The sequence below is a fragment of the Brevibacterium yomogidense genome, from assembly GCF_900163715.1.
Classification (GTDB): domain Bacteria; phylum Actinomycetota; class Actinomycetes; order Actinomycetales; family Brevibacteriaceae; genus Brevibacterium; species Brevibacterium yomogidense_A.
The window spans coordinates 205,293-228,622 of the sequence record NZ_FWFF01000005.1 but is presented as its reverse complement, the minus strand read 5'-3'; the positions used below and the strand labels follow the sequence as shown (position 1 = coordinate 228,622).

Here is a 23,330-nt window from a genome sequence, read left to right as displayed (position 1 = left end):
CTGGGCGTCAGCCCGCGATCATCGTGGGCACGACGAGGCCGCCCACCAGCAGGACCGGTCCCACCACGACCATCGACATGCCGAAGCGGATGAGTACCCGCGTGAGACGCGGCTTCTCCTCTTCTGGCGCGGTCGCGACGACGGTCGCACCCAGGGTGGAGAACGGCGACACGTCGACGACGGCGGAGCAGACGCCCAGCGCCGCGATGAGCGCCCAGCCGGGCAGACTGCCGTCCGCAACGAGCGGGAGGGCGAGCGGGACGAGAGCGGCGAGGATGCCGGTCGTCGACGCGAACGCGGACACGAGACCACCCACCAGGCAGAGCGCGAAAGCAGCGATGAGCGGCGAGCCCAGCGCCTTCGCACCCTCGCCCAGGAGGTCGACGGCGCCCATCTCCTGGAGGACGCTCACGAAGGTGATGATGCCTCCCACCAGCAGGACCGTCGACCAGTCGATGCGAGTGACCGCCTCCTTGCCGCGCGATGGCTTGAGGAGCAGCAGCAGTGAGGAGAGGCCGAAGCACAGGATGCCGATGTCCGGGTCGCCGCCCAGGGCCGCGACGAGGACGACGGAGCCCAGCAGCACGATGATCGCGAGCACGGTCGCGGACTGCTCGAGTGTGAAGGGCGCGGACGCTGAGCTCTGGGAGTGGTCGCCATCGGTGTCGACATCGTCTGCGGAGAAGCGTGCGTCATCATCATCGCCCTCTCCGAACTCGATGGACGACGTCGACGCACTGCCGCGGGTGAGTGTGCCGCTGCCGGCTCCCACGCCGGCGGCCACAGCCTCGGGCGTGCGAGCCGACTTCCTGAAGCCCCACACGAAGTACGAGAAGCCGAGCATGAGCAGGTAGGTCACGACGGCGATCGCGAAGAGGAGGAAGGGATCCAGATCGATGCCCGCCCCGTGCGCAGTCGAGTACGTGACGATGCCGTAGAGGCTGGTGGGGGCGAAGCCGCCCGCGCCGATCGCGAAGCACATCGACAGGCCCATGAGTGCGTAGTCGATGCCGTAGCGGCGGGCCACCTGCATGCCGACGGGCATCATGACGAGGCCGGCGAGCGGTGCGCCCATCGAGGCGATCGCCGCGGTGATGAGGAAGAAGACGAACGGCAGCAGCAGGGCGTTCGAGCCGACCTTCGCGAGTGCCCGGTCGATGAGCTTGTCGATCGTGCCGTTCAGCTGGGCGATCGCGAAGAAGAGTGTGACGCCGGCCAGCAGGACCATGATGGAGAGCGGGAAGCCGCCCACCACGTCCTCGAGCGGCATATCCGTGAGCAGGAGGGCGGTGCCCGCCGCACCCGCGAACATGAGCACACCGATGTGCACACCGCGGATGGCGCCCACTGCGAAGAGGGCGATGAAGATCGCCAGGGCGATGATCTGAGCAGTCATTGTTCCTCGGGGAGACGGTCTGGGGTTTCGAGCCGGGTGAAGACTATCGGAAGCCCGGGTCTACTGTGGGGATATGCCGAAGTCCTCACCCCAGAACCATCGCCCCGCCACACGTGTCGTCGACCTGGGCCGGCCGGCCCGCGGCGAGGACACCCCCGTGAATCCGCCCATCACGCTGTCGTCCACGTATGTGGGGACGGGCGAGGTCGCGAGCGGTGCCCGGGCGTACGGGCGGTACTCGAATCCGACGTGGGATCCGTTCGAGGACGCGCTCGCCCGTCTCGAGGGCGCGGACGTGCCCGCGCTCGTCTACGGGTCCGGACTGGCGGCGATCGCCTCGGCACTCGACCTCGTGGCCCCGGGCGGCACTGTCATCATGCCGACCCACACGTACCAGGGCGCGCTGCTGGGCGCGCAGGAGACGGCGAGGACCGGGCGCTTCGACCTGGTGACGGTCGACATCGAGGACACGCAGGCCGTCATCGCGGCTGTGCGGAGCGCGACCGAGGCGAAGGCCCCGCTGGGACACGACCGTTCCGTCATGCTGTGGATCGAATCCCCCACGAACCCGATGCTCGAGGTCGCCGACCTCCCCGCCCTCGTCGAACGGGCGAAGGCGGACGGCGCGTTCGTGGTCGTGGACAACACGTTCGCCACGCCGCTGCTGCAGCGACCGCTGGAGAGCGGGGCGGACGTCGTCGTGCACTCGGTCACCAAGTACCTCGCCGGGCACTCGGACGTGGTCCTGGGCGCGTGCGTGCCCGCCGAGGCCCCCGTCCGGGACCTGCTTCTGCACCACCGTTCGATCCAGGGTGCGATCGCCGGTCCGTTCGACGTGTGGCTGGCACTGCGCGGCCTGCGCACCCTCGCGTTGCGCGTGGAGCGCTCCGGACAGAATGCCCAGATCCTCGCGGAGCGGCTCGCAGCCCATCCTGCCGTGCAGGCGACACGCTTCCCCGGCCTGCCCGCCGATCCCGGCCATGAGCGCGCGGCCGCGCAGATGGACGGCTTCGGGGCCATCATCGCGATCGACGTGGGATCGACGGAGGCGGCGGATGCACTCGTCGACGCCTGCCGACTGTGGACGCCCGCCACCAGCCTGGGCGGGGTGGAGAGCCTCCTCGAGCGCCGTCGTCGGCACACGGCGGAGCCGGAGACCGTCCCGGAGGGCCTCGTGCGCCTGAGCGTGGGCATCGAGGACGTCGAGGACCTCTGGACCGACCTGGAGGAGGCGCTCGAGGCGGTGACCGGGGGAGTCGCCTGAACTAGGGTGGGGAGCGTCAGCTACGTCACCGTAGACGCGTTGCCGCCAAGGAGGTCATCACCGATGACGACCAATCCCCAGGGAATCGTAGACACACTCGCATTCGACACCGTCGTCGAAGCGGATGCGGTCCCGGGTCCCAAGGTCACTTTCTATGTCCCCACGGAAGTCCGGAGCACGACCGCGGACACGTCCGCAGCGATCCTCGCCGCGCAGGTCAAGACCGCGGCGTCGCGCCTCCGCGAGGAGGGCCTGAGTGAGGAGGAAGCGTTCGCGCTGCTCGCACCGGTGCGTGAGCTGGTCTCCGATTCGACGTACTGGCGGCAGCAGAGCCGCGGACTCGTCGTGTTCGCGGCGGCGGGCTTCCACTCTGCCAACCGCATCCCGATCGAGGTCGCCGATGACGTCACGGTGGGAGAGCGCTTCCACGTCCGTCCCGTCGTGCCGGTGGTGGAGAACGCCGGCAGGGCCTATGTGCTCGCTCTGTCGAAGAACTCCGTGCGCCTCTTCGACGCCACCCGCAACAGCATCGAGCAGCTGCCCCAGGGGGACATCCCGACGGACTTCGACGACGTCATCGGGGAACTGCCGGAACCGCAGCTGCAGCACCGCTCGATCGGTGCGGGCCAGGCCGCCTTCCACGGCCACGGCGGCGCGGACGAAGCGGACACGATGCTCACGGAGAAGTTCCTGCGCGCAGTGGGCGAAGCGGTGGCCGCGAGGCTGGGGACCGCCCGGTCGCAGCCGCTCGTGCTCGCCTCCGTCGCGGAGTACCTCTCGATCTTCCGCAGCGTCTGCCCGTACCCAGTGATTCACGACGAGGTGATTGCGGGCAACCCCGAGCACACCGCGCCGGACGCCCTCAGGTCCGAGGCGTGGAAGCGACTGGGCGCCCGGTCGGAGGCGGTGGAGAAGGAGGAGTCCGAGCGCGCCCTCACACAGGCCCACAACGGCCGTGGATCGTTCGACCTGGCGGAGATCGCTGCGGCCGCACAGGAAGGCCGCGTCGACACTCTGTTCCTGCCGCGCGACGGACAGCGGCTGAGCTCTCCCGATGCCTCGGAGCTCGCGGATGAGGCAGTGCTTGCGACAGTCCGCGCCCGCGGCGCGGTCCGGACGTGGGATGCGTGGGAGTGGTCGGCCGACGCGATCGCGACCTTCCGGTACTGAACAGGCGCTTCCGGTACTGGACAGGTGCGGTACTGGGCAGGTGCGGTACTGGGCAGGTGCGGTAGCGAACAGCCGAAAGGGCCCGGGGCCTCGGCGGTCGTCATGACCGGTCGAGGTCCCGGGCCCTTTCGGCTGTCCCGTGGGATCAGCAGGGGATCAGCAGGGGAACCAGTGGAGGATCAGCTGGGTCGGTGCTCCTGCGCGGTGCCCTCTTCGTAGACGGCTTTCGCGTAACCGGAGAAGTCCGTGTCCGGATCGAACCACTCGTCGAAGTCTTCGACGCTGCCCTCGTCGGAGTAGCCCAGCTCCTCGAAGCGGGCGGACCAATCCGATTCCGAAGCCTCGACCGTCTCGAGGATGTCCTCGCCGATCAGGCCATTGCCGATCGCCTGCTCGGACAGCTCCACCGAGTACTCTGAGATCTCCTCCTGGAGCTCATCGGCGAACGGAGTGACCTCACCGCCGGCCTCCTTCGCCTGTCGCACCGCGTCCGCGTTGCCGCCGATCACGGCCTCCATACCGCCGGAGGAGGCCAGGGCATTGGAGTCGAAGATGATCTGCTGGTACGCCAGCGGGAGATCCTTGAAGCTGGATCCCGCGAGGTAGGCACCGGGACTGCGTGAGAAGGAAGCCTCCGTGGTGTAGCCCAGGTGCGGCGCGACCTCGAAGATTCCGCCCTCCGCAGACGGGACGAGCTGACCCAGGGTGCAGTCGACGGTGCCGCGCTGCAGCGCCTCGAACGTCTCCGCGTACTCCATCGACGTGGGCGAACCACCCAGGTGCTGCGTCTGCGCAGCCTGTGCGGTGGATGCGATCCGCACCTGGAGGCCGTCCCAGTCGTCCTCCGATTCCACCGGCTTGTTGCAGACGGTGTAGTACCCGCCTGATGCGGCGAACGGGGTGAGAGGAGTCAGCCCCATCTCCTCATAGGTGGAGAGCGCATCCTCGTTGTTCCACCCGAGTTCGTTGCCCACGGCATTCGCGACGAGCTCACCGGTGAAGGGGGAGGGCGCGACCGCAGCCATGACGGTGCCCAGGTCGTTGATCGCTGCGAACTGAGCAGGATCGTAGACCGGCAGTGTGTACGCCACGTCGAGGCGGCCGTCGCTCAGCGCGTCGTGGACCTCCGCGTAGCCTGCGATCGCCTGGCCCCAGACGAGGTCGACGGTGATCTTCCCGCCGGACCGCTCTTCGACGATCTCCTTGAAGACCGTGCCGGCGGGCGCCATGACGGAATCGGGGGATGCTGCCGACGGCTGGAACGTGATCTCCACCGGGTCGAGGTCCGCGAGCGCCGCGTCCACGTCCTCCTGGGGGGCGTCGTACGCGAAGCCCTCTCCCGCCTCACCCCCTCCGCCGGCGGCTTCCCCGGTGCCTGCTGTGCCTGCGCAGGCGCCGAGTGTCAGCGCGAGTGCGCTGAACGCGGCGGCCGCAGTCGCAGCCTTGGGCAGTCTGTGAGTCATTCGTGCAGTGGTCATCGGCTCTCCTTTGAGTCGACGGGGCGGCGCTCCTCATGAGCGCCGCCCGAGGGGTGGAACTCGGGGTGATCTGCGCGGATCAGGCAGGTCGGTGGGGGAGGATCACCTCATCGAAGATCGCCTGGCCGACGGGGCGGAAGTCCGTGTCCTCGTCGAACCATTCATCGAAGTCCTCGGTCGATCCCTCGTCGGAGTAGCCCAGCTCCTCGATGCGAGCCGCCCACTTCTCCGCGGATTCTTCGACACGGCCCTGGAGTTCGTCGCCGGCCACACCGGAATCGGCGAGCTCCGTGCGCTTGTCCTCGCTGAACTGCGCGATGTCCTGCTGGAACTCCTCGGGGATCTGCTCGATCTCGCCGTCAGCCTCCTTGGCCATGCCGATCCCGACCGCGTTGCCGTTGATGGTCGTCATCATCTGGCCGTGGAAGTAGTCGGTGTAGGCATCGAAGATGACCTGCTGGTAGCCCAGGGGCAGGTCGTTGACGCCGGACCCCGCGATGAGCGCGCCGGGACTGCGGGAGATGCTCGTCTCCGTCATGTATCCGATGTGCGGGGCGACCTCGAAGATGCCGCTCTCCGCGGACGGGACGAGCTGCCCCAGGGTGCAGTCGACCGTGTTGCGCTGGAGGGCCTCGAAGGTCTCCGTGTACTCCATCGAGACGGGTGAGGCACCGATGCTGGACATGAGTTCGCCCTGCGTCTTGGACGCGATGCGGACCTGGCGGCCGTCGAAGTCCGACTCCTCGACGCCCGGGGTGTTGCACATCGTGTAGTAGCCGCCGGAGGCGACGGTGGGAGCGATCGGCGAGATGCCCAGCTCCTCGTACTCCGCGACGATCTCCGGTGTCTGCCACGCGACGTCGGTGGCGACGGCGTTCGTGATCATCTCGCCCACGAACGGCGACGGGTCGAGTCCACCCAGCGCATCGCCCAGCGCGTTGACCGCCGGGAACTGCGCGGGGTCGTAGACCGGCAGGGTGTAGGCGAGGTCGATGCGGCCGTCGCCCAGCGCGTCGTGGATCTCCGAGTATCCGGCGATCGCCTGGCCCCAGACGGTGTCGACCGTGATCTTGCCGCCGGAGCGCTCCTCGATCGCTTCCGCGAGCACCGTGCCCGACGGTGACTGGACGGACTCCTGCGAGGAGGCCGAGGGCTGGTAGATGATCTCCACCGGTTCGAGGTCGGCGAGTGCGGCATCCACGTCCTCCTGGCTGGCACCGGCCTCGTAGGCGCCGGCCGCGTCGCCGCCGCCGCCGGCTCCGCCGCTGCCGGCGGAACCGGCGCAGGCGGTGAGGGCGAAGGCGAGTGCACTGGCGCCGGCGACGGCGGGTGCGAGGCGGCGAAGACGCTGAGTGCGCTGGGTGCGCGCTGCGGAGAGGACCATCGTGGTCTCACTTTCTGCCGGGAGGATCTCTCCCGGAAATATCTGCGAACTGGTGGGGCGGGTAGAGGGCCGACCGACCGTGTGGCCGGTCGGCCCTCACTGCTGTACTACTGGGTGGCTGTACTACTGGGTGGCTGTGGCGCCGGCTGTGCGTTCGAGGAGGTCCGGCAGCCATTCGGTCATCTGCGGCACCGCGATCATGAGGATCAGGAAGAGGACCGCGACGGGCAGGAACCACAGCAGGGACGTGAAGATGTCCTTCAGCGTGATGGTCTGACCGAGGTTCACCTCCGGGTTCTTCGAGATGTTGTGGACGATGAAGGACAGGATGCCCACGGGCGGGGTGATCATGCCCAGCTCGCCCAGCAGGACGACGAACACGCCGAACCACAGGGGGCTGACTTCCATGACTGCCAGGGTCGGCAGCAGGATCGGGATGGTCAGCAGCATCATGGACAGGGTGTCGAAGAACATGCCCATGAAGAGGTAGAGGACGACGAGGACCAGCAGGAAGCCGATTCGGTTGAGTCCCAGTCCGGTGATGAACTCTGTGATGACCGGTGCCAGTCCGGTGATCGCCAGCAGCTTGGTCAGCATCTCCGCGCCGATGATGATGAAGAAGATCGCGGCGGTCGAGGACACGGTGGACACCGCGGCGCGGGAGACGTTGCCGACGGGGTTGTTCTTCCGCGTGTACCAGAGGGTCAGCAGCATCGCGGTCAGGGCGGCGGCGGCACCGGCCTCGGTGGGGGTGAACGCGCCGGAGAACATGCCGCCGAAGAGGACGATCATGATGAGCGGGAAGCCCCAGATCTCACCGAGGGACTGGAAGCGCTGTGCCCAGGTGACCTTCTCCTGGACTCCTCCGGTGGCGTTCTTGCCGCGGCCCACGAGCTTGGGGGCGAAGATGCCGATGCAGAAGATGAACAGGCCGAAGCTGCAGGCGATGAGGATGCCGGGCACGGCGCCGGCCATGAGCTGGGGTCCGACGGGCACGGAGGCGATGCCGGCGTAGACGACGAGCAGGATCGACGGGGGGATCAGTCCGCCGGGCAGGCCGGAGACGATGACGGTGCCCACGGCCATGCGCTTGTCATAGCCTGCGCGCAGCATCTCCGGGATGCCGGCGCGGCCCAGTGTGTAGGTCATGCCGATCGTGGAGCCGGACACCGACGCCAGGCCGGCGCCGGCTGCGGTGGTGCCGATGCCCAGGCCGCCGGGCAGCCAGGAGAACCAGCGGTCGGTGGCGCGGTAGATGCGTGCGGCCATGCCGGACTGCGCGAGCAGCATGCCCATGAAGATGAACATGGGCAGCACGGAGTAGGTCCAGGAGGAGACCGCGTTGAAGGGCGAGGTGGCCAGGATGTTCGCCATGGCCGGCACGCCGGAGAGTCCGTAGACGCCGATCAGGCTGGGGATCGCGAGTGAGAACGCGACGGGTACGGACATGAACATCAGCAGGATCATCATCGCCACGCACCACAGGCCGGCCACGGGGCCGGAGGAGCTGGTGAAGAATCCGCCCAGGCACACGGCCAGGAGGACGAAGCAGACGATCAGTGCGGTCTTGCCGGGCTTGCGGCGGTTGCCGGTGGGCAGGAGCGTGCCGGAGGCCAGAGAGGTGGTCGACGGGGCACCGGCTGCGGTGCCGTTGTCGTCGGTGGTGAGGTTCGAAGCTGTCATCGTGGGTCCTTCGCCAAGAATGTGGTGGGGCTCGTGGAGACGGCGTCTCAGAGAGCGGTCTCGTCGAGCGGTTCGGCTTCGGCCTTCTGCCCGGTGCGGACATCGATGTCCGGGTCGCCGGTGCGGGCGACGACGAAGATGTCGAGGATGTAGAGCGCTGCCAGGAAGAAGAAGACCAGGGGCACGAGGAAGTACACCGGCCAGGTCACGATGTCGGTCACGCCGGCGGTGGCGCCCATGGCCATCTTGTCCATGGCCTCCTGGAAGCCGTAGTACATGAAGCCCAGGCTCACGATGGCGCCCATGGTGCAGGCGAAGATCAGGAAGACGTTCTGGGCCTTCCGGCCGAGGTTCTCCACCAGCAGGACGACGGTGATGTGCTCCTTCTGCAGATGGGCTGCGGGGATGCCCAGCAGCGCGACGATCGGCAGGTACCAGTACGACACGATCTCGTTGGTGCCGTAGAGGGGGGAGTTGAGGAAGAAGCGCATGAGCGCGTGCGCGACGACGTGCAGCATCATCGCTACAACGGCGATCGCGGTGAGCACGGAGAGCACTTTGTCCATGCCTGCGTTCACTCGAGTCATTGAAGTCACCTTCGCCTTCATTGGACAGGCAGGCGGGTGTCCGCTGCCCGTTGGTCTTGGATCGGGGTCGGACCGATCACGGCTTCTGTGCCGGGTGCCGATCCAGGGATCGCCGACCTCGGGGTAGAACTTATCGATTGATCACCCAGAGCGCAAGGGAAGAGCATCGCATAATCGAGGTCTTGCTCAACTTGTGATCCTAGTCGCTTCTGCTGAGCATCGTTCGCGCATGCGGAAGGGGCGGGCCGAGGCCCGCCCCTTCGTGCTCCCAATGGCGTGGGAGTCAGTGCATCCGGAGTCTCCGGTGCGTCACCGATCCTGTCGGTAGCGCGACCGGATGTCCTTGCCGATGATGTGCTTCATGACTTCGGACGTGCCGCCGTAGATCGACTGGATACGGCTGTCTCGGAATGCCCGTGCAATGGGGTACTCGAGCATGTAGCCGTAGCCGCCGTGCAGCTGGAGTCCTCGCGTCACGACGTCGATCTGGAGGTCGGCGCCCAGCATCTTCGCCTTCGACGCGTCGATCGCCGTCAGCGTGCCCGCGTTGAGTGCGAGTGCGCAGCGGTCGACGTACGCCTCGAGCATGTCGATGCGCGCTTCGAGATCCGCGAGCTCGAACTGGGTCGCCTGGAGGTCGCCGATCGTCCCGCCGTACGCCTGACGGGAGAACACGTAATCGGCCGTCCAGCGGAAGGCCGCGCGAGCGCCGGCGAGACCGCCGGATGCGATGCCCATCCGCTCGTACGGCAGATTCATCATGAGGTGGATGAAGCCCTCGTTGAGCTTTCCCAGCAGCTGCGAGGACGGCACCCTGACGCCTTCGAACGACAGCTCGGAGGTGTCCTGGGCCGCGAGGCCGACCTTGTCGAGGTTCCGACCCTTTGTGAAGCCGGGCGTTCCCTCGTCGACGATGAAGAGCGAGGTGCCGCGCGAACCGCGGGCGTCGGGATCGGTCTTCGCGACGACGATGACGAAGTCGCACGTCTGTCCGTTCGTGATGAACGTCTTCGCCCCGTCGATCACCCAGTCGTCGCCGTCCTGCACGGCGCGGGTCCGGATGTTCTGGAGGTCCGATCCCGCCTCCGGCTCCGTCATCGCGATCGCGCCGATGAGATCGCCGGCAGCCAGCCCCGGCAGGTACTTCTCCTGCAGGTGCTCACTGCCGAATCCCGTGAGGTATCCGGGGACGATCCCGTCGGACACGCCCCATCCGCTGATGGAGGACTGGATGCCGCGGAGTGCGGACTCCTCGCCGCGGATCATCTCGAAGCGGTAGTCGGTGACGCCCGCGCCGCCGTACTGCTCCGGCAGGGAGAATCCGATGAGCCCGGCCTCGGCCGCGGCCTTCCACATCGAGCGGTCGACGAAGCCCTGCTCCTCCCAGCGATCCTGGTGGGGCACGACCTCCTTGTCGAAGAAGGCGGCGACGGTGCGGCGGAAGTCCTCGTGGTCCTCTTCGTAGAGGTTCCTCGCGACCATCAGAGCAGCTCGAGGATCGTCGCGTTGGCCTGTCCGCCGCCCTCGCACATGGTCTGGAGGCCGTACTTGATGCCCTTGTCCTGCATGTGGTGGACCATCGTCGTCATGAGGCGCGCGCCGGATCCGCCCAGCGGGTGGCCCATCGCGATGGCGCCGCCGTTCGGGTTGACCTTCGCGAAGTCGACGCCCAGCTCCTGCTGCCAGGCGAGCGGGACGGTGGCGAAGGCCTCGTTGACCTCGAACACGCCGATGTCATCGACGCTGAGTCCGGACTTCTTCAGTGCCTTCTGCGTCGCAGGGATGGGTGCGGTGAGCATGATGACGGGGTCGGTTCCCGCCAGCACTGCGGTGTGGATCCGGGCGATCGGCTTGAGGCCCAGCTCCTTGGCGCGGTCGCCGCTCATCATGAGGAGGGCCGCAGTGCCGTCGGAGATCTGCGAGGAGTTCCCCGCCGTCACGATGCCGTCCTCCTTGAAGACGGTCTTCAGCTTGCCCAGGCCCTCCGCGGTGCCGCCGCGGCGGATTCCCTCATCCGCGGAGATCAGGCCGTGCTCCGTCTGGATCGGGGTGATCTGCGAGGCGAAGGCGCCGGAGTCCGTGGCCGCAGCAGCGCGGGCATGGGATTCCAGTGCGAGCTCGTCGACCTGCGAGCGGGTGAGGCCCCAGCGCTCGGCGATCATCTCCGCGCCGACGCCCTGGTTCGGCTTGACGCCGTCGTAGCGCTCCATGAAGCGGTCGCCGTAGGGGTTCTTGCCCATCGAGGAGGAGCCCATGGGGTTGCGCGACATGGACTCGACGCCGCCGGCGATGACGATGTCGTACTGGCCCGCGACGATTCCCGCGGCGGCGAAGTGGACCGCCTGCTGCGAGGAGCCGCACTGGCGGTCGACGGTGACGCCGGTGACCGTTTCGGGAAAGCCTGCTGACAGGGCCGCGGTGCGCGCGATGTCGCCCGTCTGCTCGCCGGCCTGGGTGACGCAGCCCCAGATGACGTCCTCGACGAGTGCCGGGTCGACGCCCGCCGTCTTCACGAGGTCCTCGAGGACATGGGCGGACAGGTCTGCGGGGTGCACGCCGGACAGTACGCCCTCGCGCTTTCCGGTGGGGGTGCGACGGGCGGCGACGATGACTGCGTCGGTCATGGGTTCTCCTCGGTGAGAGTGAATCGAGATCGGCGAATTCAACTGAACGAATGTTCGGTGATTGTGTGCCCAGCTTCACATATCGCCCAAAACCAGTCAAGATGGACTGGTAATCGTTTTCCATAGGGCAGAGCGCTCGGAGAAGGAGCATCACCATGCAGATCAAGGACCAGGTCGCCTTCGTCACAGGAGGAGCGTCCGGGCTGGGGCTCGCGACAGTGCAGGCGATCGTCGAGCGGGGCGGCCGGGCCGTGGCGTTCGACCTCAAGGGCTCCGACGAGATCGCCAAGCTGGGCGACGACGTCATCTTCGTCGAGGGCGACGTGACGGACGAGGCACAGGTCCAGGCGGCCATCGAGCGCACGAAGGAGCTGGGCGACCTCCGCATCGTCGTCAACTGCGCGGGCATCGGCGGTTCGCACCGCGTCGCCGGGCGGAAGGGCGTCTTCCCGCTCGATGCCTTCTCGAAGGTCGTGACGGTCAACCTCATCGGCACCTTCAACGTCATCCGTCTCGCCGCGGCGTTCATGCAGGACATCGAGCCTGTGGGCGAGGAGCGCGGAGTCGTCATCAACACTGCATCCGCCGCGGCGTTCGACGGGCAGGTCGGCCAGGCCGCGTACTCCGCGTCCAAGGGCGGCATCGTGGGCATGACCCTGCCGATCGCCCGCGACCTCGCGTCGTCGAAGATCCGCGTCATGACTGTGGCGCCCGGCATCTTCCACACCCCGCTCATGCTCGGGGCGTCGGAGGAGACCCTCAAGTCGCTCGGCGCACAGGTGCCGCACCCGTCCCGCCTGGGCGTCCCCGAGGAGTTCGGCCTCATGGCCGCGCAGATCGTCGAGAACCCCATGCTGAACGGCGAGACCATCCGTCTGGACGGTGCCATCCGCATGGCACCGCGCTGATCGGCACACCGATCAGCACGCCGGAGAACCCCGCTGCCGAGGTCCCGGTCGGCCGGGCGGACCAGTCCGCCCCGGCCGACCGGGACCTCGGCGGGGGCGACCCGAGCCCCGGCGACGGGGGACAGGAGCGCGGCAGGGTCGCGAAGGACGCGATCCTCGCCGCGGCGATCGACTGTCTGCTGGAGGACGGGTACGCGGCGACGACGACGCTGCGCGTCCAGCGGCGGGCCGCTGTGTCGCGCGGCAAGCTGCTGCACCACTTCCCCTCCAAGCGGGTGCTGCTGGCTGCGGCCGTGCGGCGCCTCATGGAGGAGCGGATGGACGACGCGCTGGAGGCGCATGCGGACAGTGCGCCGGACGCGGATGCCGCGCCCGATGCGTCGGATGTGCCTGCGCGGGTGGCGTGGGCGGTCGCGAGGATGTGGGAGACGTTCTTCGCTCCCAACTTCTGGGCCGCGATGGAGACGTGGATCGCCGCGCGGACGGATCCGGAGCTCGCGGGAGAGATCGTCGACCACGAGCGGCAGGTGCTGCGGCGGGTGCGCGAGCGATCTGCAGTGTCGTTCGGCGACGTGGCGGCGTCCGCGCCGGAGTTCCGGCGCACGCTCGACCTCGTCTTCACGAGCATGCGCGGGATGGCGCTGACCTACACGTTCTCCGGGCGCGATCACCGCACGGAGCCCATGCTGGACACCTGGACGGAGGCGTTCCTGCCATGACCACCACTCGCCCTGACTTCTCGCGGCTCCGGCTGCCGCTGATCGTCGCCCCCATGCTGCGGGTCTCCGACGTGCAGCTCACGTCCGCGGCCCTGCGTGCAGGGGTCGTCGGATCATTCCCCACGCTGAATGCCCGGTCGGAGAGCGCCCTGGGGGAGTGGCTGGAGGAGCTGGGCACGGTCCAGTCGGAGTCCGCTGGACTCCTGTGCCCCAACCTCGTGATGGCCGATGCGGACTCTGCGCGCCACGCGCGTCTGATCGCCGAATCCTCGGCGCGCATGGTGATCACGTCAGTGGGGTCGCCCGCCCCGGTCGCACCCTTGTTCGCCGAGGCCGGGATCGCCGTGTTCGCCGACGTCGCCACTGTGAGCCACGCCCGCAAGGCCCTGGCGGCGGGGGCCACGGGCCTCGTGCTGCTGACCGCGGGGGCCGGTGGCCAGACCGGGTGGCTGAACCCGTTCGCGTTCATCACTGCGGTGCGCGAATTCTTCGACGGACCCGTCGTGCTCGCCGGAGGCATGACCGAGGGGCGGAGCATCGCGGCTGCGCGGGTGGCTGGCTACGACCTCGCCTATTCCGGCACCCGCTTCATCGCGAGCAGTGAGAGTCCCGCGTCACCGGCCTACAAGCAGACGATCGTGGATTCGGACCCGGACGGGATCATGCTCACCAAGGCGTTCACCGGCCTCCAGACGAACATGCTGACGCAGTCCGTCCTGGCGGCGGGGGTCGACCCGGGAACGCTCGACGAGGACGCCACGCAGGAATCCGCCGCGGAGCTGTTCGGCAACAGGGCCAGGGGGATCGGTCCCAAGCGCTGGGCGGACATCCACTCCGCCGGACATTCGGTGGCGGGCGTGCGCGAGGTGCGGTCCGTCGCACAGATCGTCGACGACTTCGCCCGCGGATACGAGGATGCCCGCGCCGCCGCACTCAGCTGAACCATGCCAGAGCTGAACAATGTCAGAACACGATGGAGGATCAATGGAGATCGCAGCTCACCTCACCGGCCCCACGATGGGCGCGCAGATCCGGCGCGTCCTCGAGCGCTATCCGGACCGGATCGCGTTCAAGGATGCGCGCGGGGAGAAGACCTATGCCGAGGTCCTCGACCTCATCAGCCGCTATCAGGCGGTGCTGTCAGAGGCGGGACTGCGTCGCGGAGAGGGGGTCGCCGCGCTCGGCGCCAACCGGTACGAGGTGTGGGCACTGGGCGCAGCGGTGCAGTCGCTGGGCCTCTACGCCACATGGCTGCACCCGATGGGTGGGGTCTCGGACCAGATCTTCCAGATCGAGGATGCCCGGGTGTCGGCACTGGTCGTCGATGAGCTGCATCATGCCGAGCGGGGCCGCGAGCTGGTGGAGTTCGCTGCCGGCGCCGGGCTCACCGCGTGGTCGTTCGGACCTGCCGGCTTCGCCGGGGACCTGGACTTCGCCGGGGGATCGGACTTTGCCGGGGACCTCGAGACCGCGGCCGCCCATGTGGGACCGCAGGCGTTCCGCGACGAGGGCCGGCCGGAGGATCGCGCCATCATCAACTACACCGGCGGCACGACCGGCCGCCCCAAGGGTGTCACGCGGCGTCAGATCAACATGGGCCCGTCCACCGCGGACATCCTCGCGGACTTCGAGATCCCGGCCTCGCCCCGCTATCTCCTGATTCCGCCGATGAGCCACGTAGCGGGCACCAACGTCACGCCGACGCTGGCGAGGGGCGGCACGGTGCATCTGATGAACGGCTTCGATCCGGCCGCCGTCCTGGAGACGATCGAGCGCGAGCGGATCACTTTCACGCTGTTCGTCCCCACCATGATCTACGCCCTGCTCGACCACCCGGATCTGGAGACGCGGGACACGTCCAGCCTCGAGTACGTGCTCTACGGGGCGTCGCCCATGTCGGAGTCCCGGCTGCGTGAGGGACTGGAGCGCATCGGGCCGGTGTTCGCGCAGCTCTACGGCCAGACCGAGTGCTATCCGATCTCCATCCTGTCGCGCGAGGACCACGAGAACCCGGCGCGGCTGCTGTCCTGCGGCAAGCCGGTGCAATCGGTCGACGTGCGGATCCTGGACCCGATGGGCGAAGAGGTCCCGGTCGGTGAATCCGGTGAGCTGTGCATCCGGGGACGCGGGGCGATGGACGGCTACTGGCAGCGCGACGACCTGACCGCGGAGACCATCGTCGACGGGTGGCTCCATACCGGTGACATCGCGCGGATCGACGAGGAGGGATACCTCTACATCGTCGACCGCAAGAAGGACATGATCATCTCCGGCGGCTTCAACGTCTACCCCCGCGAGGTGGAGGACGCGCTCGCCACCCACCCGGCGGTCGCGCAGATGGCGGTGTTCGGGGTGCCCGATGAGAAGTGGGGTGAGCGGTTGACGGCAGCCGTCGTGCTGCGGGCCGGTCAGTCAGTCGAGCCGGAGGAGCTCATGCGGCACGTCAAGGAGCTCAAGGGGGCGGTGCAGGCTCCCAAGCAGGTGTTCTTCGTCGATCAGCTGCCGCAGACCGCCGTCGGCAAGATCAACAAGCGAGCTCTGTCTGACCAGGTGGTCGGTCAGGCGTGAGGTCGGGGGCTGATCCACAGGCCGTGGGCCCGCGCACTGGGAACGCCGTCGACCAGGATCTCTCCGGACATGAACCGCTTGCGGCCCTCGACCCGATCGATCCGTCCGACCACCCGAACCGGGCGGTCGAGCGGAGTCGCGGCGTCGTACGTGATGGTGAGTTCGCGCGTGTAGGAGGCGGGCAGACCGCTCGCGTGCGAGGCGTTGCCCAGGACCTGGTCGAGCATGAGTGCGACGATGCCGCCGTGCACGCGGGCGGGAGGACCCTGGTACTGGAGGGGGAGGGCCACGTCGCTCACGGATTCTCCGCCGTCGCGGCGGATGGCCATCGGCGGTGCCAGCGGGTTGACGGCGGAGGTGATCGGCGTGATGTCCCGGCGGAAGCCGCTGCGCGGGTGCGGGTCCTCGACGGTGACCGCTGCCGGGTCCTCGGCGGCCTCGAGCAGGCGGGTCGCGAGCGCACGGACGGTGTCCGCCAGGTCCGCATCATCCGTCTCGCTCACGAGGGCGTGCGCAAGGGACCGGGTCAGGCGCGCCGTGTGCTCCGCGTACGGCGAGCGCGCAGCGGGTTCGGTGTGCTCGGTGCTCCCAGCAGGCGAGTCGTGCCCAGTGGACGCGTCGTGCCCAGTGGACGAGTCGTGTGCGACGGGGGAGGGCTGTCCCATGGTGGTCCTCTCGTGTCCGGGCCGGAGCGCGGACATATCTTGTCTGTGGTTCAGGATCTCGATAAGCTCCTGAGCAAACGTTCACTCAAATTGAGTGTAGCGTCAGGAAAAATCGTTCTCAGCACATCGACCATCACAGGGAAGTGATCACGATGTATCCAGGAGTCCACGCGGAGACGCATCCGGACAAGCCCGCTCTCATCATGGCGGACACGGAAGACGTCCTCACCTACTCTCAGCTCGAGGAGCGCTCGCTTCGGCTGGCGAACCACTTCAGGTCGCTCGGCCTGGAGCCGGGGGACCACGTGGCGATCGTCGCGGAGAACCGCTTCGAGATCGTCGAAGCGCTGTGGGCGGCACTGCGGTCGGGCACGCTCATCACCGCGGTGAATCGCCATCTCACCCCGGACGAGGCCTCGTACATCGTCCATGATTGCCAGGCGAAGGTGCTCCTGCTCTCCAGCGGTCTGGAGAAAGCCGGTGAGCTCGCGGACCTGTGCGCGGACGTCGACCACCGCATCTCGATCGGTGGGTCCCTCGAGGGCTTCGAGCCCTACGAGGACGCGCTCGCCGCCGCGAGCGATCTGAAGCCGGTCTACGAGCCGCGCGGCGACGACATGCTCTACTCGTCGGGGACGACCGGGAGGCCCAAGGGGATCCTGCCGGACCTCAAGGACCAGGCGGTCGATGACCCCAACGTCCCGCTCGTGCAGCTGTTCACCCAGGTCTACGGCTTCGACGCGGACAGCGTCTACCTGTCGCCCGCTCCGCTCTATCACGCGGCACCGCTGCGCTATGTCATGACGACGCACTCCCGCGGCGGCACTGCTGTGATCATGCCCCGCTTCGATCCGGAGGAGGCGCTCGCCGTCATCCAGCGCTACCGGGTCACGCACTCGCAGTGGGTGCCGACGATGTTCATCCGCATGCTCAAGCTCCCGCAGGAGGTGCGCGACTCCTACGATGTGTCCTCCATGCAGTACGCGATCCACGCGGCGGCACCCTGCCCTGCGGAGGTGAAGAAGCGGATGATCGAGTGGTGGGGCCCGGTGATCTACGAGTACTACGCGTCGACCGAGGCAGCAGGTCTCACACTCATCAGTTCTGAAGAAGCGCTGCGCAAGCCGGGCTCCGTGGGGCGCGACGGGTACATGGGCACGATCCACGTCTGCGGACCGGACGGCGACGAACTGCCTGCGGGGGAGACCGGGCTCGTCTACTTCGAGGTCGCGGAGGGGCGGACGCCTTTCCAGTACTTCGGTGACGAGGCGAAGACGGCGGAATCACGCCACCCGGAGCACGACACATGGGTGACGACCGGCGACATGGGCTGGATCGACGAGGAGCGCTACCTCTTCCTCGCAGACCGCACCAGCTTCCTCATCATCACCGGCGGCGTGAACATCTACCCGCAGGAGATCGAGAACGCGCTCGCACTCCACCCCGATGTACGCGACGTCGCTGTCGTGGGGGAGCCGGACGAGGAGCTGGGCGAGATCGTCGTCGCGTACCTGGAGCCCGAGGACCATGTCGAGCCGTCGCGGGACCTCGGCGGGGAGGTGCTGTCCTGGCTGGACGGCCGCCTGTCGAACTTCAAGATCCCACGGCGGTTCCACACCATCTCCTCGCTGCCGCGCACGCCCACGGGCAAGCTCGTGAAGAGGCGCCTCGACCCCACGCTCGCGCGCAGCTGAGGCACCCACGTCCGGCTGACGCACGCCCGGCCGTGCCCCTGAACCCGCTGAATCCCACCCCCACGAGAGGAACGCACACATGACCGACACCGCAGAGAAGGCCGTCCTCGTCTCCACCGATGAGCGCGGCGTCATGACCATCCAGCTCAACCGCCCGCACCGCCTCAACGCCCTGGTGCTCGAGAGCGTCGCGACCGTGCGCAGGGCACTCGAGGACGCGCAGACCGACGACGCGGTCCGTGCGATCGTGCTCACGGGCGACGAGCGCTCGTTCAGCTCCGGCGCAGACCTGCAGGCGAAGGCCGAGTCTGAGGGCGAGTCGTCGGGCAGCCTGCTGGACGACGTCAACGAGATCATCATGCTGCTCAAGGATTCCTCCGTCCCGACAGTCGCAGCGGTCTCCGGTGCCGCTGCGGGTGTGGGCTGCTCGCTCGCACTCGCGACCGACTACGTCGTGGTGGATGAGAAGTCCTTCTTCATGCTCGCGTTCACGAAGATCGGCCTGATGCCGGACGGCGGCGCCTCCGCCCTCGTGGCAGCGTCCGCGGGCCGCCACCGCGCGATGCGGATGGCTCTGACCGCAGAACGCGTCTACGGCGCGAAGGCTCTGGAGTGGGGCCTTGCGAGCGAACTCGTCGAGGACGGCTCGCCGCTCGAGCGCGCACAGGAGGTCGCCGCGACCTTCGCTGCCGGCGCGCCGCTGTCGATGGCTGCCACCCGCCAGGCGATCAACGAGATCGCGCTGCCGACCCTGCGCTCCGACCTCAACCGGGAGGTCGTCGGTCAGACGCACCTGCTGGGGACCGAGGACGCGCAGGAGGGCGCCGCCGCGTTCCGTGAGAAGCGAGCACCCCAGTACAAGGGCCGCTGAGTTCACGAGCCCCTGAGTTCACAAGTCTCTGGCCCGACATCTCCACAGCACGATCCAGCACAGCTCAACCCAGCCGATGCGCTTCCCGAAAGGAACCCATGAAAGCCGTACAGGTCACCACGCTCGACGGTCCCGACTCCCTCTCCGTCGCCGAGGTCGAAGCTCCCACCCCCGGACCGAACGAGGTCCTCATCGATGTCGCCTATGCCGGCGTCACGTACCCGGAGCTGCTCCAGACCAAGGGGCTCTACCAGGTCAAGCACGAGCTCCCCTTCACGCTCGGCTCCGAAGCCGCCGGCGTCGTCTCCGCAGTCGGTGACGGGGTGGAGAACCTCGCGGTGGGCGACCGCGTCGCCACGATCGCGGGCAAGGGCGGCTACGCCGAGGTCATGACCGCGCCCGCGAACGCGACGGTGAAGCTGCCGGACTCGGTGTCGCTGTCCGCTGCCGCCGGCATGCCGATGAACCTCCTGACCGCGGACTTCGCCCTGCGCGTCCGAGGCCGTCTGGAAGCCGGGCAGACCGTGCTGGTCCACGGTGCCGCGGGTGGCCTGGGCACGGCACTCGTGCAGGTGGCGGTCGCGATGGGCGCGACCGTGATCGGCGTCGTGTCCACGGAGGAGAAGGCGGAGACCGTCCGCTCGCTGGGTGCCGCGCACGCCGTCATGAGTGACGGCTTCAAGGACGCGGTCAAGGAGCTCGTGCCCGGTGGTGTCGACCTCGTCGCAGACCTGGTCGGCAACCCGAAGGACGGCGATCGCTTCACCGATTCGCTGCGCTGCCTGGCGACGTTCGGAACCGTGCTCGTGCTGGGCTTCACCGCGGGTGAGATCCCCCAGGTCAAGGTCAACCGCCTGCTGCTGAACAACGTGGGAGTGGCCGGCGTGGGCTGGGGTGCGGCGTTCGCGAAGGACGCGGGCCTCATCGCCAGCCAGTGGGAGGCGATGTGGGACCACCTCGTCGCGGGCACGCTGGATCCCGTCATCCACGGGACCTTCACCCTCGAGCAGGCCGGTGACGCGATCAAGGAGCTCGAGACGCGCGCCGTGCGCGGCAAGGTGCTCCTCCAAGTGAAGGAAGAGGCCTGACCATGGCTGACTCACAGGGGACAGGCGCACAGCAGAACCCAGCAGGCGCGGCCGCAGTCGGGCTCGACCTCACCGGCAAGGTGGTCGTCGTGACCGGGGGCAACCGGGGCATCGGCCTCGGAATGGCACGCGGGCTGGTCCAGGCCGGGGCCTCGGTCGCGGTGTGGGGTCGCAATGAAGAGGTGAACGCGGCCGCGGTCGCGGAGCTGCGCGGGCTGGGCGGCGACGCCGAGGCGTTCCCGTGCGACGTGGCCGACGAGGCTGACGTCACCCGGTCGATGGCCGGCACGCTCGAGCGGTTCGGCCGGCTCGACACCCTCATCGCCAACGCCGGCGTGTCCGGCGCGTACGGGCGTCTGCACGAGCTGTCGATCGATGACTGGCGGCGCGTGTCCTCGGTGAACATCGAGGGCGTAATCCTCAGCTGCCAGGCCGCGGTGCGCGCGCTCATGGAGCAGGGGGAGGGCGGCTCGCTCGTCCTCGTGTCCTCGCTGGCGGGCATCGAGGCACCCACCCGGAACACCTTGTACGGGGCGACGAAGGCCGCGGTCCTGTCGGTCATGCGCGGTCTGGCGACCGAGTACGCGCGGGAGGGGATCCGCACGAACGCGATCCTGCCCGGCTGGATCGAGACGGAGATGACGCAGAAGTCCGTGGCGAACCAGAAGTTCACCGACAAGGTGATCTCGCGGGTGCCGTTCCGCACCTGGGGCACACCGGAGGACTTCGCGGCCGCCGCCGTGTTCCTCACGGGTTCGGGTTCGTCGTTCGTCAACGGCCAGCAACTGGTGGTCGACGGCGGCTACACCGTATTCTGAGTCACATCCGCGCGGATGTACGCGTGCGGCCCCCGTCTCCCCACCGATGTCACATCGTGCGGTGCGAGACGGGGGCCGTGTCCGTCCCGTGCGGCAGCCAGCAGATCCGATCACTGCACCCGGAGGTGCCGATGCTTCGCGGAATCCCGTCCACCATGGGCGACGACTACCAGCTCAATGTTCTCTCACTCCTGCGCCACGCGGCGGTGAACTTCCCGAACACGGAGGTCGTGTACCGCCGGTCGGACGGCGACTGGGGGCGGAGCACCTACGCCGAGGAGATGCGTCGCGTGTCGCGCATCGCGCACGCGCTCACGAAGCTGGGGATCGGTCCGGAGAGCACGGTGGGCGTGCTCGACTGGAACTCGCGGCGGCACTTCGAGCTGTACTTCGCAGTCCCGGCGCTGGGGGCGACGATGGTGCAGCTGAACCTGCGCCTGGGCGAGGCGGACCTGGCGTACGTCGTCAACCACTCGCAGACCCAGTACGTCGTCGTCGACGAATCGCTGCTGCCGATCGCGGAGAAGCTCGCGGCCGGTTCGTACGTGAAGCAGTGGATCGTCGCCTCGGACACTCCGTCTTCGCAGGTCGAGACGTCGCTTGAGAACGTCGTGTTCCTCGAGGATCTGATGGCCGAGGAGTCAGACGAGTACGACTTCGAGCAGGTCGAGGAGTCGACGGCCGCGTATGCGGGCTACACGACGGGCACGACGGGCAAGCCCAAGGGCGTGTACTACTCGAACCGCGCGTCCTATCTGCACACGATGGCGATCACGGCGGGGCTGAAGGTCGGGTACACCGACGTCATCATGCCGATCACCCCGATGTTCCACGTGCTGTCGTGGGGCTTCCCGCAGATGGCCGCGGGTGCCGGAGCGAAGGTCGTGCTGCCCGGCCAGTTCGCCGCGGCAGAGATGGGCGCGATCGCGAAGGCGTTCGTCGACGAGGAGGTGACGGTCGCCAACGGCGCTCCGGCGATCTTCGCCGGGCTGCTCGAGTACATCCGCGCCCAGGATGAGACTCCGGACCTGTCCCGCGCGCGTCTGATCAGCGGATCGACGGAGCCGCCGGTGTCGCTCATGAAGGGCTTCCGCGAGCTCACGGGCGCAGAGGTCATCCACGCCTACGGCGCGTCGGAGACCACCCCCGTGGTGTCGGTGAACTGGCAGATCAAGCCGGAGCTGGGCGAGCTGGACGAGGACGCGAAGTGGGACCTCAAGCGCTCGCAGGGCCTGCCGGTGGCCGGTGTCGAGGTCAAGGTCGTCGACCCGACCGGTGAAGAGCTGCCGCGCGATGGGAAGTCGATGGGCGAGCTCCTGATCCGCGGCCCCTGGATCGCGACGGCGTACCACAAGCTGGATGACAACGCGGAGCGCTTCGACGACGGCTGGTGGAAGTCCGGCGACGTGGCCGTCATCAATGAGGCGGGCTACGTGAAGCTCACAGACCGCCTCAAGGACGTCATCAAGTCCGGTGGTGAGTGGATCTCCTCCATCGACATGGAGAACGCGATCATGGACGATGCACGGGTGCTCGAGGCCGCGGTCATCGCCGTGCCGGATGAGAAGTGGGACGAGCGTCCCGTCGCCTACGTCGTCCTGCGCGACGGTGAGACGGTGTCGGCGGACGAGGTCCGCGAGGGCCTGCTGGAGAAGTTCGCCAAGTGGCAGCTGCCCGACGTGATCGAGTTCGTCACCGAGCTTCCCCGCACGTCGGTCGGCAAGCTCGACAAGAAGGTGCTCCGCACACAGCATCTGGGCCAGGACAGCTGATGACCGGCGGGGCTGGCTCTGCTGATCGGGGCTCTGCTGGTGGGGACTCTGCTGGTGGAGATTCAGCGGTCCCCGTGCCCTCACGGCCGGACGTCACCGAGGCCGCCGAACAGGTGACTGCGACGGTGCGTGTGGAGGGGTTCCCCGCGGCCCACCTGCCGGTGCTGTTCGACGGTGTGTTCTCCCGCCTGTTCCCCGCACTGGGGCAGGCGGGGGTGCAGCCCGTGGGTGCTGCGTTCGCGCTCTACTCGCGGGTGCCGGGCGAGACGGTCGACCTCGAGGTGGGCATCCCGGTGGACCGTGTGCTGGACGGCGAATTGGACCTCGGCGAGGTGGAGGTCCCGGGCAGTGCTGAGGTTCTGGACGGTGCCGAGGTCCCGGGCAGTGCTGAGGGTGCGTCATTCGCGCTCGTCGCGCGGGCCTCGGCGCTGCCGGGCGGTCGGATCGCGACAGCGGCGCACCTGGGCGGCTACGACCGCTTGGGTGAGGCGTGGCAGACGTTCATGGGTGCACTCGAGTCGCAGGGCCATCGGGTGGCTATGCCGTTCTGGGAGGTCTACACGACGGAGCCGACACCGGACATGGACCCCGCGACGCTGCGCACAGACCTATTCACGGCTCTGGAAGGCTGAGGACTCTGC

The 23,330-nt window shown here is 68.1% G+C and carries 20 protein-coding genes; 12 read left to right on the top strand and 8 right to left on the bottom strand.

What is annotated here, in order from left to right; genetic code table 11:
• Nucleotides 1–7: 7 nt before the first annotated feature.
• Nucleotides 8–1,396: an SLC13 family permease gene (locus FM105_RS04815; protein WP_087005573.1), complete on the bottom strand. Its 1,389-nt coding sequence runs from the start codon at nt 1,394–1,396 to the stop codon at nt 8–10.
• 73 nt (nt 1,397–1,469) lie between these two features.
• On the opposite strand from FM105_RS04815, the gene FM105_RS04810 reads away from it, so the two are divergent.
• Nucleotides 1,470–2,660, top strand: coding sequence for a trans-sulfuration enzyme family protein (locus tag FM105_RS04810; RefSeq protein ID WP_087005570.1), 1,191 nt, complete (start codon nt 1,470–1,472; stop codon nt 2,658–2,660).
• Between the two features lie 63 nt (nt 2,661–2,723).
• Nucleotides 2,724–3,830 (top strand): baeRF3 domain-containing protein, encoded by a 1,107-nt coding sequence (locus FM105_RS04805; protein ID WP_087005568.1) that lies wholly within the window; start codon nt 2,724–2,726, stop codon nt 3,828–3,830.
• Nucleotides 3,831–4,009: 179 nt separating this feature from the next.
• On the opposite strand, the gene dctP is transcribed toward FM105_RS04805, so the two are convergent.
• The 6 genes from dctP to FM105_RS04775 form a co-directional block, all read right to left on the bottom strand.
• Complete coding sequence (dctP, locus tag FM105_RS04800) at nt 4,010–5,308, bottom strand: TRAP transporter substrate-binding protein DctP (protein ID WP_087005565.1); 1,299 nt, start codon at nt 5,306–5,308, stop codon at nt 4,010–4,012.
• A 79-nt stretch (nt 5,309–5,387) separates the two neighbouring features.
• The gene (locus tag FM105_RS04795) at nt 5,388–6,692 is read right to left on the bottom strand and encodes a C4-dicarboxylate ABC transporter substrate-binding protein (protein WP_087005563.1); all 1,305 of its coding nucleotides are present in this window, start codon (nt 6,690–6,692) and stop codon (nt 5,388–5,390) included.
• Between the two features lie 123 nt (nt 6,693–6,815).
• Nucleotides 6,816–8,375 carry a TRAP transporter large permease gene (locus FM105_RS04790; protein ID WP_087005560.1) on the bottom strand — a complete coding sequence of 520 codons (1,560 nt, stop codon included), beginning with the start codon at nt 8,373–8,375 and terminating at the stop codon, nt 6,816–6,818.
• Between the two features lie 47 nt (nt 8,376–8,422).
• Nucleotides 8,423–8,962 (bottom strand): TRAP transporter small permease, encoded by a 540-nt coding sequence (locus FM105_RS04785; RefSeq protein WP_256970233.1) that lies wholly within the window; start codon nt 8,960–8,962, stop codon nt 8,423–8,425.
• 309 nt (nt 8,963–9,271) lie between these two features.
• The gene (locus FM105_RS04780) at nt 9,272–10,444 is read right to left on the bottom strand and encodes an acyl-CoA dehydrogenase family protein (RefSeq protein ID WP_087005554.1); all 1,173 of its coding nucleotides are present in this window, start codon (nt 10,442–10,444) and stop codon (nt 9,272–9,274) included.
• Entirely contained in the window at nt 10,444–11,586 is a 1,143-nt protein-coding gene (locus tag FM105_RS04775) for a thiolase family protein (protein ID WP_087005552.1), read from the bottom strand. Before FM105_RS04775 ends, FM105_RS04780 begins: the two co-directional genes overlap by 1 nt.
• A 155-nt stretch (nt 11,587–11,741) precedes the next feature.
• On the opposite strand from FM105_RS04775, the gene FM105_RS04770 reads away from it, so the two are divergent.
• The 4 genes from FM105_RS04770 to FM105_RS04755 are packed head-to-tail and all read left to right on the top strand — an operon-like array spanning nt 11,742 to nt 15,781.
• A complete protein-coding gene (locus tag FM105_RS04770; RefSeq protein WP_087005549.1) occupies nt 11,742–12,494 on the top strand; it encodes an SDR family NAD(P)-dependent oxidoreductase in 753 nt (250 codons plus the stop codon).
• Nucleotides 12,491–13,213: a TetR/AcrR family transcriptional regulator gene (locus FM105_RS04765; protein ID WP_087005686.1), complete on the top strand. Its 723-nt coding sequence runs from the start codon at nt 12,491–12,493 to the stop codon at nt 13,211–13,213. Before FM105_RS04770 ends, FM105_RS04765 begins: the two co-directional genes overlap by 4 nt.
• Nucleotides 13,210–14,154, top strand: a complete 945-nt coding sequence (locus FM105_RS04760) for an NAD(P)H-dependent flavin oxidoreductase (RefSeq protein WP_087005546.1) — start codon at nt 13,210–13,212, stop codon at nt 14,152–14,154. The genes FM105_RS04765 and FM105_RS04760 overlap by 4 nt, the downstream gene beginning before the upstream one ends.
• Before the next feature lie 43 nt (nt 14,155–14,197).
• On the top strand, nt 14,198–15,781 hold the full coding sequence (locus tag FM105_RS04755) for an AMP-binding protein (RefSeq protein ID WP_087005543.1): 1,584 nt from the start codon (nt 14,198–14,200) through the stop codon (nt 15,779–15,781).
• Here FM105_RS04755 and FM105_RS04750 read toward each other — a convergent pair.
• Nucleotides 15,772–16,446: a PaaI family thioesterase gene (locus FM105_RS04750; RefSeq protein ID WP_179207070.1), complete on the bottom strand. Its 675-nt coding sequence runs from the start codon at nt 16,444–16,446 to the stop codon at nt 15,772–15,774. The two genes, FM105_RS04755 and FM105_RS04750, sit on opposite strands and share 10 nt — an antisense overlap.
• A gap of 152 nt (nt 16,447–16,598) precedes the next feature.
• Between FM105_RS04750 and FM105_RS04745 the strand changes: the two genes are divergently transcribed.
• The 6 genes from FM105_RS04745 to FM105_RS04720 all read left to right on the top strand — a co-directional run bounded on the left by FM105_RS04745 (nt 16,599) and on the right by FM105_RS04720 (nt 23,321).
• Nucleotides 16,599–18,140 carry an acyl-CoA synthetase gene (locus FM105_RS04745; protein WP_087005683.1) on the top strand — a complete coding sequence of 514 codons (1,542 nt, stop codon included), beginning with the start codon at nt 16,599–16,601 and terminating at the stop codon, nt 18,138–18,140.
• Between the two features lie 79 nt (nt 18,141–18,219).
• Nucleotides 18,220–19,011, top strand: coding sequence for an enoyl-CoA hydratase-related protein (locus FM105_RS04740; RefSeq protein ID WP_087005537.1), 792 nt, complete (start codon nt 18,220–18,222; stop codon nt 19,009–19,011).
• A gap of 98 nt (nt 19,012–19,109) precedes the next feature.
• Nucleotides 19,110–20,099 (top strand): NADPH:quinone oxidoreductase family protein, encoded by a 990-nt coding sequence (locus tag FM105_RS04735; protein WP_087005534.1) that lies wholly within the window; start codon nt 19,110–19,112, stop codon nt 20,097–20,099.
• A gap of 2 nt (nt 20,100–20,101) precedes the next feature.
• Complete coding sequence (locus tag FM105_RS04730) at nt 20,102–20,917, top strand: SDR family NAD(P)-dependent oxidoreductase (RefSeq protein ID WP_087005531.1); 816 nt, start codon at nt 20,102–20,104, stop codon at nt 20,915–20,917.
• Between the two features lie 131 nt (nt 20,918–21,048).
• Complete coding sequence (locus tag FM105_RS04725) at nt 21,049–22,689, top strand: long-chain-fatty-acid--CoA ligase (protein ID WP_179207069.1); 1,641 nt, start codon at nt 21,049–21,051, stop codon at nt 22,687–22,689.
• Nucleotides 22,689–23,321, top strand: coding sequence for a GyrI-like domain-containing protein (locus FM105_RS04720; RefSeq protein ID WP_256970231.1), 633 nt, complete (start codon nt 22,689–22,691; stop codon nt 23,319–23,321). The genes FM105_RS04725 and FM105_RS04720 overlap by 1 nt, the downstream gene beginning before the upstream one ends.
• The last annotated feature ends 9 nt before the right edge of the window (nt 23,322–23,330 follow it).

Bases quoted from the DNA above. Each gene is read 5' to 3' on its own strand.
- FM105_RS04760 (WP_087005546.1), top strand. From the start codon at position 13,210: ATGACCACCACTCGCCCTGACTTCTCGCGGCTCCGGCTGCCGCTGATC.
- FM105_RS04815 (WP_087005573.1), bottom strand. From the start codon at position 1,396: ATGACTGCTCAGATCATCGCCCTGGCGATCTTCATCGCCCTCTTCGCA.
- FM105_RS04755 (WP_087005543.1), top strand. From the start codon at position 14,198: ATGGAGATCGCAGCTCACCTCACCGGCCCCACGATGGGCGCGCAGATC.
- FM105_RS04750 (WP_179207070.1), bottom strand. From the start codon at position 16,446: ATGGGACAGCCCTCCCCCGTCGCACACGACTCGTCCACTGGGCACGAC.
- FM105_RS04725 (WP_179207069.1), top strand. From the start codon at position 21,049: ATGCTTCGCGGAATCCCGTCCACCATGGGCGACGACTACCAGCTCAAT.
- FM105_RS04730 (WP_087005531.1), top strand. From the start codon at position 20,102: ATGGCTGACTCACAGGGGACAGGCGCACAGCAGAACCCAGCAGGCGCG.
- FM105_RS04780 (WP_087005554.1), bottom strand. From the start codon at position 10,444: ATGGTCGCGAGGAACCTCTACGAAGAGGACCACGAGGACTTCCGCCGC.
- FM105_RS04720 (WP_256970231.1), top strand. From the start codon at position 22,689: ATGACCGGCGGGGCTGGCTCTGCTGATCGGGGCTCTGCTGGTGGGGAC.
- FM105_RS04735 (WP_087005534.1), top strand. From the start codon at position 19,110: ATGAAAGCCGTACAGGTCACCACGCTCGACGGTCCCGACTCCCTCTCC.
- FM105_RS04770 (WP_087005549.1), top strand. From the start codon at position 11,742: ATGCAGATCAAGGACCAGGTCGCCTTCGTCACAGGAGGAGCGTCCGGG.
- FM105_RS04745 (WP_087005683.1), top strand. From the start codon at position 16,599: ATGTATCCAGGAGTCCACGCGGAGACGCATCCGGACAAGCCCGCTCTC.
- FM105_RS04785 (WP_256970233.1), bottom strand. From the start codon at position 8,962: ATGACTCGAGTGAACGCAGGCATGGACAAAGTGCTCTCCGTGCTCACC.
- FM105_RS04805 (WP_087005568.1), top strand. From the start codon at position 2,724: ATGACGACCAATCCCCAGGGAATCGTAGACACACTCGCATTCGACACC.
- dctP (WP_087005565.1), bottom strand. From the start codon at position 5,308: ATGACCACTGCACGAATGACTCACAGACTGCCCAAGGCTGCGACTGCG.
- FM105_RS04775 (WP_087005552.1), bottom strand. From the start codon at position 11,586: ATGACCGACGCAGTCATCGTCGCCGCCCGTCGCACCCCCACCGGAAAG.
- FM105_RS04790 (WP_087005560.1), bottom strand. From the start codon at position 8,375: ATGACAGCTTCGAACCTCACCACCGACGACAACGGCACCGCAGCCGGT.
- FM105_RS04795 (WP_087005563.1), bottom strand. From the start codon at position 6,692: ATGGTCCTCTCCGCAGCGCGCACCCAGCGCACTCAGCGTCTTCGCCGC.
- FM105_RS04740 (WP_087005537.1), top strand. From the start codon at position 18,220: ATGACCGACACCGCAGAGAAGGCCGTCCTCGTCTCCACCGATGAGCGC.
- FM105_RS04810 (WP_087005570.1), top strand. From the start codon at position 1,470: ATGCCGAAGTCCTCACCCCAGAACCATCGCCCCGCCACACGTGTCGTC.